Source organism: Colwellia sp. BRX10-4 (assembly GCF_014077465.1).
Classification (GTDB): domain Bacteria; phylum Pseudomonadota; class Gammaproteobacteria; order Enterobacterales; family Alteromonadaceae; genus Colwellia_A.
Genome location: NZ_JACGVZ010000003.1, coordinates 181,137 through 194,559 on the forward strand (window position 1 = coordinate 181,137; position 13,423 = coordinate 194,559).

The following is a 13,423-nucleotide window of genomic DNA, read 5'->3' on the forward strand; positions in this document are numbered from 1 at the left end:
TTTATAGATAATTAAAAAGGTTATGGGTAAATTGACACTTAATAGTGCTAGCTGAGGTCTTCTCAAAGACAAGTAAAGGGCTTTTAAAATGAGTGATTTCAGCCATTGCTACTTTTCTTAGCGCTAATTAAATAATTGCAATCACTGTTGGGAATGCTAATAAACGCCTCCATTTACCATTGGTTATTAAAATATGACCGATGAGTCACTAACTACATTATTAAGTCAGTAGGTTTTGAAGTTATAACTTTCATGGATAACAACAATAAGCGGCTAATATTTGTTAGTCGCTTTTTTTTAGTTAATAAACCCTTATAATGTCACCACACTTGTAAGAGAAGTACTTTATGACCATTGTTTATAAAACCCGAACTCAGTTAGTTGTTGAAACCCTTAGAGAGAAGATCCTCAGTGGCGAAATTCAAGCAGGGCAACCTTTACGGCAAGCGGCATTAGCCGAAGAGTTAAATGTTAGTCGAATTCCGGTACGTGAAGCGTTACTACAATTAGAAGCTGAAGGTTTAGTTGCTTTTGAACCGCATAAAGGCGCTACAGCTACCGAGCTAAATGCTAGTCAAGTTGATGAGTTATTTGAACTACGGGCTATGTTGGAAGCTGATTTGTTGGCGTCATCAATCCCTCGTCTTACGGTTGAAAAACTTGACGAAGCGACAGAACTTCTTGGGAAATTAGACAAAGCGCTTGGTAAAGAGAATGCTGCTAATACCTGGAGTGAATTAAATTCTGATTACCATAATTGCTTATACTCAGGGGCAAATCGTCCGCAAACACAAGACTTAGTAAATACCTTGAATAAAAATGCAGACCGTTATATTCGCATGCATTTATTATGGGCAGGGGGTATTTCAAAAGCAGAATCTGAACACAATGAATTACTCGCTTTATGTAAAGCAGGTAATATTGAAAAGTCTGTTGCTTTGTTAAAACAGCATATTTTGGGTTCTCGTGATGAAATAAAAGCGTTCCTTTGTGCAAGAGAGCTAGCAGAAGGATGATGTTAATTCACCCAAACTAATAAAGTAGTGGCGAAGTCTTGTCTGTACTTTATATTGCTGGATAGTAGAACATAACGGTCACTATGCTTATTTGGGGTGTATTAAATCACTGATAATATTTTTTCGTAGAATTTAGTCTGATAATATTAAGCATTAAGGCTAAGGTTAACAGTCGAGCAGACACGGTAGAGATATTAATTATTCAAAAAATCCTTAGTAAGTTTATCGCGACAGTGTCAGAATATCCCTCATAATATAGTGATTAAATAAAGTATCACTTTCCCATCGTCATCCTGAATGAATTTCAGTATCAATATGGCGGCTTTAAGATTACGAATCTATTTAAAAAAGGACTAAAAATGAGTTTATTAATCACCGGTGGTACTGGATATATCGGTAGTCATACCGTGGTAGAGTTACTTAAATTAGATAAAGATATTATCATCGTTGATAACTTATCAAATTCATCTACCTTAGTCCTTAATCGCGTAAAAGCAATTACCGGCAAAACAGTCACTTTCATTAAAGCTGATATTTGTGATGAAGCTGCGCTTGATGCTGTTTTCAAAGAACATGATATTGAAGCTGTTGTGCATTTTGCTGGCTTAAAAGCGGTTGGTGAGTCCAACGAAATACCACTGAGTTACTATCAAAATAATGTTTCAGGCTCTGTTACTTTATTTCAAGTTATGGCTAAACATGGTGTTAAAAATTTAGTTTTTAGTTCTTCAGCGACGGTTTATGGTGAGAATAACCCATCACCATTAGATGAGACTATGCCAACCTCTGCGACTAACCCTTATGGTCAAACTAAGTTAATGGTTGAGCATGTACTGTTTGATTTAGCAAAAAGTGATAGTGAATGGTCAATCGCCTGCTTACGTTATTTTAACCCGATTGGCGCACATGAATCGGGGACTATTGGTGAAAACCCTAACGGTATTCCTAATAACTTATTACCCTATGTTGCTCAAGTGGCAGTAGGGCGTTTACCTCAACTACAAGTATTTGGAGATAATTACGACACGCCAGATGGCACAGGTGTTCGCGATTACATTCATGTGGTAGATTTAGCGATTGGTCATGTTAAAGCGTTAGAAAGTTTAACGAAAATACAAGGTTGTAAAGCGATTAATATCGGCACGGGTAATGGCACTTCAGTATTAGAAATAGTGAATACTTTTGAGCAAATTAGTGGTCAAAATATCGCCTATAAAGTGGTGCCGCGCCGCGCGGGTGATATTGGCACTGTTTACGCTGATGCATCATTAGCAAACAGCCTATTAGGCTGGCAAGCAACACGCAATTTAAATACTATGATTGCTGATACTTGGCGCTGGCAGTCACAAAACCCCAATGGGTTTGAGTAAGTTAACTTATTCAGTAAACCGCAGTTTTAAGCATTGCACATCAAACTAAAAATCACTAAAGTAGCGGCTCTAATTGCCGCTATTTTTTTATGTTTTAATTGGTCTTAATTACACTTATGCACGCTGTACATAAACTTCATCATTATCGTATGAGTCTGAGCACGACGACTTACAAGTCTCGTGGACAACGCGTTTTACGTTGTGACTTATGTCGTCTAGCAAAACCTCATTGTATTTGTTCATATTCGCCAAAATCTACCAGTAATGCCGGTTTTTTATTATTGATGTATGATACCGAAGTACTAAAACCGAGTAATACAGGCAAGTTAATTGCTGATGTCGTGCCAGATACCTTTGCATTTCTTTGGTCAAGAACTAAAGAAAATAAAGAAATGTTAGCCATTTTAAACGACGAGCAATGGCAACCTTATGTTGTTTTTCCACAACAATATGCACAGGCTGAACGTGAGGTTTTTTGTAATGAAATGACCATACCTTCAGGTAAAAGACCACTCTTTGTTATGTTGGATGGTTGCTGGCGTGAAGCGAAAAAAATGTTTCGTAAAAGTCCTTACTTGAACCAATTTCCCATTGCTGCTTTTGACCCACATTTACTTGACGAAGCGGCTAATACCTCTCGCTATCAAATACGCATTGCCGAAGAAAACTATCAGTTTGCTACCGCAGAAGTTGCCGCAAGAATGTTAGCAATGGCAGAAGAGCCAGTAAACGCAAAATTATTAGATCAATGGTTTGATATGTTTAGTTATCAATATCAAAAAAGTGTATGCCAGAAGAACCGAGGTAATCCACAAGCATTAGAAGACTATCTTGATTATACTAAAAAACATAATGTTGAGCTAAAAGGCACTAAATAGTTTTGTCGATTATTAGCTCAGAGCCAGCCTTTTTGTTGCGCTATTCTGGCAGCATCAATACGATTAGTCGCGTTGAGTTTAGAAATACATTCCGACAAATAATTTCGAATAGTTCCTTCTGATAGAAATAACAATTGAGCAATATCGTTTGTTGTTTTACCTTCACTTGCTAATTTCAAAGCTTTACGCTCTTTGTCTGATAATGGGTCGACATCATCTAGGGCAGCAATTGCTAATTCAGGGTCTATTACTTTTTTCCCTTGCATTACTTTTCTCAGAGCCGCTGCCAACTCATCAGACGGAGTATCTTTAAGTAAGAAACCTTTAACGCCAATAGTCAAAGCGCGCTTAATATATCCAGCACGACCAAACGTAGTGATGACAACTGTTTTAATATAGGGGTGATTTTTTGCTGTGATTTGCGCTAACTCTAAGCCACTCATTAAAGGCATTTCAATATCAGTTAGTAAAATATCGGTACTGTTTTTATTAATAAGTTTCACTGCTTCAACGCCATTTTCAGCTTCGCCAACAATTTCAATATCTGCCTCTAAATTAAGTAAGGCTGTTAATGCTCCTCTTATGAGTGCTTGATCTTCAGCGATAATTACTTTGATCTTTTTATTTAATACTTCATTTTTCATTGATGAAAGCCTCTGATGGTAAACTAATTTTTAACTCAAACCCTTGTTTTGTATTTATGGTGAACTGTCCATTGAGTTCCTTAACGCGCTCTACTATTCCTATCAGCCCGTTACTGAACTTAGGTTCTCTATTTTCGTCTTGGTAATGAGAACCGTTGTCGCATATTGTGAGACATAACGAATCTTCAGTTTGTTGAGTTTTAGCGATAACGTTATCACCGTTACTGTGACGAAGAATGTTCGTTATTGCTTCCCTAATAATAAGTAATAACGAACTTTCTGCTTTTGCTGTTAATTTTTGTAATAACACTTGCTGTGTTACCGTGAAATTTCTATCAATTAAACGAGCAAATGCTTTATTGATTTCAGCTTGTGGATCTTTAGCTTTATAACCTGAAACGGCTTGTCTAACTTCACTTAATGTTTCACGCGTAATTTTTGCAACATGTGATATTTCATCAATTGATTTTTTTATTTGTCCTGCTTTAGCTAGCTTCTCGGCAAGCTCTGCTTTTAGTGCGATTGAAGAGAGTGTGTGGCCGAGTAAATCATGTAAGTCTCGTGCAATTCTTTCGCGTTCAGCAACCGTTGCTAATTGCTCTATTTGCTGTTGACTGCGTTGTTCTGACAATTTTTGCTTGCGGCTACGACGCTCAGCTAAACCAAATAAAAAGTTTGGAATACTACAAAAAAGTGCAGGAGTTATGAAAAAAAAGTTGACGAGATCAAAGACTGCCGCAGTAATAAAAATGAGACCAATCGTGATCCCTAAACCTATTATACTTTTTGGGGCAGGGTAATAATAACCAATAAAATAACTTGCAAAGGCAAATAAGGTAAATGTGCCGGGGGTAAAATATGTACCGAGAAAACTTAAAAGTAAAATAGCAAAAATAGGACGAATAGCCATTCGTTCATCATTACTTTGACCAGTAATATAAAAATAAATAAAACAACTATAAACGATGAGCGAACCAGATATTTGTATAACATCGAAATTTTGCCAGTTGGCAAATAGAGGAAAAAAATAAAATAGCGAAAAAAACAGCGGAAGCCATGTCCACAGTACAATTTGGTTTTCGGTTAAGCTCGGTGCTACAAAAGTGCTATTATTGATATTCATTTCAATGTCCAAAACTTCGTATGATATTAGTTAACTAAAACGCGCTATTTATATCATATTTAATGAGGTGCTGCTGAATCTGTAATTAATTATATTATTTTAATATCAGCAGCTTAAGATTTTAATAGATATTTAAGTATTCTTCTGAAGTAGATTTTTTGCCCAACTGTAATTAGGGGATACCTCTACTGCTTTTGCCCAATCGGCCAATGCGGCCTCTTTATTACCTAGTTCCAATTGCGTTAATCCGCGCCATGTATATGCTTCTGCAAATCCCCAATGATACTCAGAATATTGATCGTTATTGTATTGTTCAATGGCATTAGATAACTCTATTAATGCTTGATGTTTACTTCCACCAAACATGGCAGGTGTATTATATTTACTTACACCTGTAAAGAGTAATACACGTGGATTGTTAGGTGAAATTTTTTGGGCTGTTGTCAATGCGTTTATTGCTTTAGGACCTAATTCAATCCCGCTCATCGGTTGATATGCAATACGTAATCCGTAAACCTGCGCTAGTAGCGCCCAACTTTCATTGTCTTGATTATTAATTTTAACCAGTTCAGTTAATTGTTCTGTTGCTCGGTTTAACGCAGCAGTGCCTTTGTCTTGCTGTTGAAGAAAACTGTAATTGAACCCAAGACGATAATTCGCTAAAGCTCGGTCGTAACCGTTGCTGGATTCTTTAATATTTACTAATTCTGTTAAGTTTAATTCCATTGACGCATTTTCAATAGCTGTAATGGTTTGCTGATCAGCTTGCGCCTGAGTACTTAACATTAATGAAACGGTAATTGCTAATTTAAATAATGTAGTTTTCATCGTATTCTCGCTTATATTTTGTTTTAAGTTAAAGAAGAATTTTGTTTATTCCCCCTTGGCGAAAACAAGTATTTCAAGTATCTAGTTTTAGTATTAGAGCACTTTGTCATGACTTAAAATGACAAATGTCATTAATTCGTTTCGGTATCTACTATTTAGGTATATAATGCGACCGCGAAAATCGAAATTAATTGAATTGGTATAACTTTATGAGAATATGTGGTGTTGAATTAAAAGGTAATGATGCAATTATTTGTATTATGTCACGTGAAAACGGTTTGTATGATATTCCGCAAACGCGCGTGCAAAAAATATCTTTAGTAGATGCAGGTGATTCCGAAGCAGTACAACACTTCCAATTTACCTTTGCTAAATTGATGGAAGACTATCACGTTGATAAAGTTGTTATCCGTGGTCGCGCTTTAAAAGGTAAATTTTCTGGTGGACCGATCGGCTTTAAATTAGAAGCGTGTATTCAACTTATAAAAGAACTACAAGTAGAAATTATTGCGGGTAGTTTTGTTAAGAAAACCCTAGTAAGAAGTCAAATAGATATTGATTTTCGTGATACCGGCTTGAAGCAATATCAAGAACCTGCCTTTGATACCGTTTTTGCTTTTTTTGAAAGTGACCCTTATATGAAGTAAGTGTTTCTTTTAGTTGAAGCTAATAAAAACCCCAGTAAGTTTGCACTTACTGGGGTTTTTACGTTTACGGCGATCAGTAGGATATGGTGCTAAGAGCCTAATTAATATGCTTCAAATGTGCTAACAATAAAATGATGAGAAACGTTATCAGTCGCTTTTGTTAATAACCGTTAATAACGCCGCAATAAGCTCATGGGTGCTAGATTTAATAGCGGCATAATTTTTTCTCTTAATATTGGACTCTAAGCTCATTGCGACTCGTGTTATGTTGTTATAACCAAACATTTGTGCGGCTCCAGCTAGTTTATGTGCTTGCTTAGCAAGTGCATCATTATCATTCGTTTGATTCAACAATATGAAGTTTTTATGTTCTGCAATTAAACCCACTTCAAATTTAGCAACCAAATCAGATATATCAATGCTGCTATTAGTTAGCGAGCTACTGTCTTCGTGGCTAATTTTGATAGGCTGTTCAAAATACTTAGCGATGGTATTGATAAAGGTTTGTCGCTCAAAAGGCTTAGCTTGAAATCCATTAAATCCTAGCGCTAAATATTGTTCTAGATCTTTGGCTAAGGTATTTGCCGTTAATGCAATAATCGGCACTTCACAAGCTCTAGCTCTTAGAATTTTTATCGCTTCTATACCATCCATTTTTGGCATCTGAATATCAAGTAAGATTAAATCAGGTTTATTTTTAAAGTAAGACGCTATTACTTCGTAGCCGTTTGTCGCAGTATAAACCTCAAAACCTAGTCCGGTCAGTAGCCTGCTCATTAAATGCCTATTATCATCATGGTCTTCAGCCAATAAAATAGCGCCACTGAAGGTCTTCTTTGTTACTTCGAATTCTTTTACAATCTCAGTTGAACTGGTGGGAGTAAAGGGTAATATCAAGGTAAAAATACTGCCTTGACCTATCTCACTTTCAACATCGATTATTCCCCCCATGAAGTCAGCTAATTTTTCAGATAAATTTAACCCTAAACCTGAGCCACCAAAGCGCCGACTAATGCTGGTATCTGCTTGTGTAAAGGCGTCAAACACTCTTATTAATTGTTCATCACTGATACCTATGCCTGTATCACGTATTTTGAAGGTTAATTCGTTGATATGATTATAATGCTGCGCGTATATTTCAATAGCAACATCCCCTTTTTCAGTGAACTTAATGGCATTTGAACAAAGGTTAATAAGAATTTGCTTTAAACGAAAGCCATCAATATTGATCATAAAAGGGGAGGGCAAAGTATGGTGTATGGTGAAATTTAAGCCCTTAGATTTAGCTTGTTCTGAGAAAATATTTTTAATGTCGACAAGTATTTGTATGAGATCTAAGGCCGTTATTTCTAATTCAAATTTATTTGCCTCTATTTTACTTAAATCTAGGGTATCATTCAACAAGCTCAGTAAATGTAAGCTATTATTATAGATGACTTTTATACTATCAGTACTGTTATCAATATCACCATGTAATATCGCTTCAGTTTGGCCAATAATAGAGGTTAAAGGTGTTCTTATCTCATGGCTCATATTCGCTAAGAATTGAGATTTAACTTCATTCGCTTTAATAACCTTTTTCGATTCTTGTTTGATTGAAGCCGTTTGTGTGGAAACTTGATGCTCTAATTGCTTAATAAGGTCACGTTCAAAAATTGCTTTTTTTTGATGAGCCTTAATGAAAAAGACTAATATGAGCAAAGATGAGATGAAATATAAGGTATATGCCCACCAAGAGTTCCAGAACGGTGGTAGCACGGTTATTTTAAGTGAAACACCTTCTTCATTCCAAATACCATCAGGGTTGCTTGCTTTTACTCTTAGTAAGTATTCACCATCAGATAGATTTGTGTATGTTGCTCGGCGATTTTTATAATCGGTCATTATCCAATGGTCATCAAAACCTTCAAGCTTGTATGCATATTGATTTTTTTTCGGGGCAGAAAAATGTAAAGCACTAAACTCAAACGCCACTAAATTTTCTTTGTGGCTTAAAGTGATCGCTGATGTTGCATGGATCCCTTTCTCCAAAAAAAATGTACCATCTTCAGGTTTTGCCTTATTTTTATCGTGTTCTTTATTGGCATCGATAGCGACTGATTGATTCAACAATAGCATTTCGGTGAAAACGACCACAGGTTTATTGTTATCCTGAATTAGCTTATTAGGAAAAAATCGATTAAAACCATTAATACCGCCAAAAAACAATTCGCCACTGTCACTCTTATAAGAAGCGCCAGCATTAAATTCATTACTTTGTAAGCCATCGCCAACATCATAATTTTTAAACGTTTTAGACTTGGGGTTAAATTGAGATAAGCCTTGATTGGTACTTATCCATAAATAACCTTGATCATCAATCTCTATTGCATAAATGGTGCTATCAGGTAATCCATCCTCTTCGGTAAAACGTACAAACTCCCCCGACTTCATATCCATAAGGTTTAAGCCATTCATGGTGCCTACCCAAAGGTTACCCTCGTCATCTAAAGCTATTGAGCTAATATAATTATGACTTAAACTGTTTGGTTGAGTCATATCATGACGATAATGAATAAATACTTCAGTCTTAGGATTGAAATAATTAAGGCCCTCAACAGTAGCCACCCAAAGATTTTTTTGGTTATCTTCAGTTATTGCTAAAACATGGTTATGGCTCAAACTGTTTAAATTAACTTCACTATGCTGATAGGTCCTGAATTTTGCAGTTTTAGGGAGAAAATAATCTAGGCCATTAGCAGTACCTACCCAAAGGTTATTTTGGCTGTCTTCAGTTATCGCTTGGATACCTCTGCTACCTAAACTGTCTGAATCATCCAAGTTATGCCGATAAGTACTGAATACTTCTGTTTTGAGGGTAAATTTATTTAATGCACTCCTAGTGCTAAACCAAATATTGCCTTGGTGATCTTTAGTTATTGCGTTAACCCAGTTATTACTTATATTTTCTAGGTTAGTTTTATTTATACTATAATGCTCAAACTGCTGAGTTTTTTTATTAAAGCGATTAATACCTTCTGAATCAACCCCCACCCAAAGATCGCCTTGCTGGTCTTCAACGATCGCAGCAACCCAATTACTACTTAAGCTCCCGGGGGTAAATGCATCTCGACGGTAATGACCAAACTGCTCTATTTTTGGATTGAAGCGGCTAAGACCCGCTTTGTTAGTCCCTGACCAAATATTGCCTTCTCTGTCCTCTAAAATAGCCATAACATTACCAGAGCCTAGGCTATTTATATTAGCCTCTTCATGACGGTAATAGGTGAAAGCCTCAGTTTCAAGGTTCAGTCTATTTAATCCTAAACTTGTCCCAATCCAAAGGTTGCCGTTTTTATCAGCTGCTAACGTTAAAACTACGCCATCACTTAAACTATTAGCATTATTAGCCTCATGGCGGTAATGAGTAAATTGCTCAGTTTGCAGACTAAATCGATTTAAGCCGTCTTCAGTAATCATCCAAAGATTATCTTGCCTATCGGTAATTATTGACCAAACTGTTCCTTGAGTTATGCTATTGGGGTCGTTAGCATTGTGAAAGTAATGAGTAAATTGCTCGGTTTTTGCATTAAAACGACTAAGACCAGCATGAGTGCCAACCCAAATTTCGCCGTTATTATCCTCTAATATTGCCCAGACATTATTATGGCTTAAACTCTTTGGATTATTTATATTATATTTATAATGAGTAAATTGCCCTGTTTTTGGATCAAAACGATTAAGTCCGCCCCGAGTACCTATCCAGATATTGCCTAAGCGGTCTTGAGTTATTGCATTGACAACATCATGGCTTAAGCTATTTGGATTATTAGCATTGTGACGAAAGTGTCTAAACTGTTCAGTTCTCGGATTAAAGTGGTTAAGTCCAAATTCTGTACCTATCCATAGGTTCGCATTTTTATCTTCAAATATAGTTCGAATCACATTGCCTGTTAGTGAGTTCTTATTTTTACCACTATGCTTAAATACTTTAAACGTATAGCCGTCATAACGTGCTAACCCGTTGGAAGTCCCTGCCCATATGAAGCCTTGTCTATCTTGTAGTATTTGATTTACATCACTTTGTGGTAGGCCATCTTCAATAGATAGACGCTCAAACCGAGTTGATTGCACTGCAGCGAATGAAACGCAGGAAGGAAAAAGTATCAGCAAAAATAAAAACAGCGAAGGCTTTATTTTACGGTTATTGAAAATAATACTCATTTTTACAAAACCTTTCAATATGAGTAATACAGCAGATTTTAACTTCATAATGGGGGGTTAACTTTAGTGAGCTATATGGCGTTGAAAGAATATTATTATTACATTATTAGGTTATAAACAATACAAATAAACTTTTATTAAAAATTTTTAAAACTGGACGTTATCCCGTTAAAGACAACAGTAGTGAGAATGATATCAGGATGGGAATAAAAGCACTTAGTTTTTTTTAGCAACTATAAAGCGCTATCTCAGTTAATATCATTTTCAGTTATAAATCATCATGCTGAGACTCATATAAATCTAGTACCAGCATGATGGAGTCTTAAATAACGAATATTAATAATATTAGGGTTAACGTTATTTAGTTGTTGTTAAACCACGACGGTCAAGCAAAGGTTGAACTTTAGGGTCTTGACCTCTAAAGCGACGGTACATTATGGTGGGATCTTCACTACCACCGGGCTCTAAGATATGCTTACGGTATAAATCTGCAGTTTTCTCATCGAATATGCCATTTTCTTTAAACGCTAACCAAGTATCTGCATCATAGATATTTGACCAAATGTAGCCGTAATAACCTGATGAATAACCGCCAGAGAATATATGAGAAAAGTAACCTGTTCTATAACGAGGTGATATCTCTTTGATTAAGCCAATTTCAGATAAGACCTTTTGCTCAAATACGGCAGCATCTTGCAGCTCTGCTGTTTCTAAAGAATGCCAGCTCATGTCAAGTAAAGCCGCACCAAGGTATTCAGTGGTACCAAAACCTTGATTAAATTTACCTGAAGCTTGAATTTTATCAACTAATGCCATTGGAATAACTTCACCTGTTTTATAGTGCTTAGCAAAGTTTGCTAATACTTCTGGCTCAGTCATCCAATTTTCCATGACTTGTGAAGGATATTCAACATAGTCACGTGGTAAAGCAGTACCAGTTTGTGAACGGTAATAACCGTTAGACAACAAGCCCTGAATTGCATGACCGAATTCATGAAATAAGGTCGATGCTTGATCAAAAGTTAATAATGTTGGCGTATCACCGACCGGGCGTGGATAATTTAATACGTTGTAGATAATAGGGGTAACTTCTTCACCATACATACGATGTTGTTTACGGAAGCTGCTCATCCAAGCACCACCACGTTTACTTTCGCGCACGTAATGGTCAGTCATATAAATACCAACATAGCTGCCGTCTTTATCAAAGACTTCAAAGGTGCGTACATCTTCATGGTATTTAGGTAAGTCGTTGCGTTCTTTAAAGGTTACGCCCCATAATTTTTCAGCAGTGAAGAAAATACCTTGTAAAGTCCCTTCAAGTGAAAAATAAGGCTTAGTTTCTGCTGCATCTATATCGTAGCGAGCTTTACGAATTTTCTCAGCGTAGTACCACCAATCCCAGGCTTCTATTTCAATTTTAGAGCCTTGTGAGTTAGCCAGCTTTTGCATATCAGCTGACTCTTCTTTTGCTCTTGCTAAAGCGGCTGGCCATACTTTATTTAATAAACCAAATACGTTTTCAGGTGTTTTAGCCGTCGCATTTTCAAGGACAAAATGTGCGTGAGTTTTATAACCTAATAACTGTGCTTTTTGGTAACGTAAGCTGGCTGTTTCTGCAGCAATACTCTTGTTATCAAACTCATCGTCATTGTTACCGCGCATGGTGTAACCTTTATATAAGGTTTCCCGTAATTTACGGTTAGTTGCATAGGTTAAAAAGGGATTTTTGCTAGGACGATGAGTGGTGAATACCCATTTACCCTCATGGCCTCTGTCGCTTGCCGTAACAGCGGCGGCGGCAATAATATCGTCAGGTAAACCGTTTAAATCAGCCTTGTTATCAATAACCATTTCAAAACTGTTCGTTTCGTGTAATAAATTTTCGCCAAATCTTAAGCTTAATTCACTCAATTGCGTATTAAATTGGCGTAATTTTACTTTGTCAGCGTCTGATAAATTAGCACCACCACGGACAAAACCTTTGTAGGTTTTCTCAAGTAAGGTTAATTCGTTTACTTGTAAATTCAGTTGATCTTTTTTGTCATAAACCGTTTTTACCCGAGCAAATAATTTTGCATTAAGATTAATATCGTCATTTAACGCTGATAATTGTGGTGATACTGCTTTGGCAATATTGCGCATTTCTTCGTCAGACATTGAACCGGTTAAACCGTAAAATACATTACTGACGCGGTTAAGAAAATCACCTGACTTTTCCATCGCTTCAATGGTATTTGCAAATGTTGCTGTGTTAGTAGCATTGGCGATAGTGGAAATTTCTATTTTATTTTCACTAATGGCTTGCTCAAATGCGGGTAAGTAATCACTTTTTTTAATTTGATCAAAAGGGGGAATGCCGTGTGGCGTAGTAAATGCACTGAACAATGGATTTATATGTTCAGCTTTTTTAATTATTTGCTGACTTTCTTTGATTTGATTCTTGTTATCGTCGTACGACTGACAACCGGCTAATGTGATAGCAATAGCAAGTGGGGCGAGTAAGCGCTTTTTCATAAATGACCTTTATTAAATGTTAGACAATTAAATGATTTTGTTAATATCGTATAGACAAAGCTAATGAATTTATTCTATGTTGCACTCGACCAAGCTACAAGACGCAGCACGTTTAAAAACGGTGAGTAACCGGTTAAAAAAGCTGAATTGTTAAGTTGTCAGCTTTTATCTTGATTATTTTTGTAAAATACAGAATA

9 protein-coding genes are annotated in these 13,423 nt (G+C 36.3%); 4 read left to right on the forward strand and 5 right to left on the reverse strand.

What is annotated here, in order from left to right:
• Positions 1–347 precede the first annotated feature (347 nt).
• The 3 genes from H4J67_RS04860 to H4J67_RS04870 all read left to right on the forward strand — a co-directional run bounded on the left by H4J67_RS04860 (position 348) and on the right by H4J67_RS04870 (position 3,264).
• The gene (locus tag H4J67_RS04860; RefSeq protein ID WP_070375969.1) at positions 348–1,016 is read left to right on the forward strand and encodes a GntR family transcriptional regulator; all 669 of its coding nucleotides are present in this window, start codon (positions 348–350) and stop codon (positions 1,014–1,016) included.
• A gap of 359 nt (positions 1,017–1,375) precedes the next feature.
• The gene (gene galE, locus H4J67_RS04865; protein WP_182203045.1) at positions 1,376–2,386 is read left to right on the forward strand and encodes a UDP-glucose 4-epimerase GalE; all 1,011 of its coding nucleotides are present in this window, start codon (positions 1,376–1,378) and stop codon (positions 2,384–2,386) included.
• Between the two features lie 116 nt (positions 2,387–2,502).
• Positions 2,503–3,264 carry a tRNA-uridine aminocarboxypropyltransferase gene (locus tag H4J67_RS04870; RefSeq protein WP_182203047.1) on the forward strand — a complete coding sequence of 254 codons (762 nt, stop codon included), beginning with the start codon at positions 2,503–2,505 and terminating at the stop codon, positions 3,262–3,264.
• 17 nt (positions 3,265–3,281) lie between these two features.
• Here the strand turns inward: H4J67_RS04870 and H4J67_RS04875 are convergent, their stop codons facing one another.
• The 3 genes from H4J67_RS04875 to H4J67_RS04885 all read right to left on the reverse strand — a co-directional run bounded on the left by H4J67_RS04875 (position 3,282) and on the right by H4J67_RS04885 (position 5,859).
• Positions 3,282–3,908 carry a response regulator transcription factor gene (locus H4J67_RS04875; RefSeq protein ID WP_182175817.1) on the reverse strand — a complete coding sequence of 209 codons (627 nt, stop codon included), beginning with the start codon at positions 3,906–3,908 and terminating at the stop codon, positions 3,282–3,284.
• The gene (locus tag H4J67_RS04880) at positions 3,898–5,031 is read right to left on the reverse strand and encodes a sensor histidine kinase (RefSeq protein WP_182175816.1); all 1,134 of its coding nucleotides are present in this window, start codon (positions 5,029–5,031) and stop codon (positions 3,898–3,900) included. The genes H4J67_RS04875 and H4J67_RS04880 overlap by 11 nt, the downstream gene beginning before the upstream one ends.
• Positions 5,032–5,163: 132 nt before the next feature.
• Complete coding sequence (locus tag H4J67_RS04885; RefSeq protein WP_182203048.1) at positions 5,164–5,859, reverse strand: tetratricopeptide repeat protein; 696 nt, start codon at positions 5,857–5,859, stop codon at positions 5,164–5,166.
• Positions 5,860–6,068: 209 nt separating this feature from the next.
• Between H4J67_RS04885 and H4J67_RS04890 the strand changes: the two genes are divergently transcribed.
• Positions 6,069–6,506: a DUF3010 family protein gene (locus H4J67_RS04890; protein WP_070375975.1), complete on the forward strand. Its 438-nt coding sequence runs from the start codon at positions 6,069–6,071 to the stop codon at positions 6,504–6,506.
• A gap of 147 nt (positions 6,507–6,653) precedes the next feature.
• Here the strand turns inward: H4J67_RS04890 and H4J67_RS04895 are convergent, their stop codons facing one another.
• Complete coding sequence (locus H4J67_RS04895; RefSeq protein WP_182203049.1) at positions 6,654–10,709, reverse strand: hybrid sensor histidine kinase/response regulator; 4,056 nt, start codon at positions 10,707–10,709, stop codon at positions 6,654–6,656.
• Positions 10,710–11,066: 357 nt separating this feature from the next.
• A complete protein-coding gene (locus H4J67_RS04900) occupies positions 11,067–13,226 on the reverse strand; it encodes a M3 family metallopeptidase (RefSeq protein WP_182203051.1) in 2,160 nt (719 codons plus the stop codon).
• Positions 13,227–13,423 lie beyond the last annotated feature (197 nt).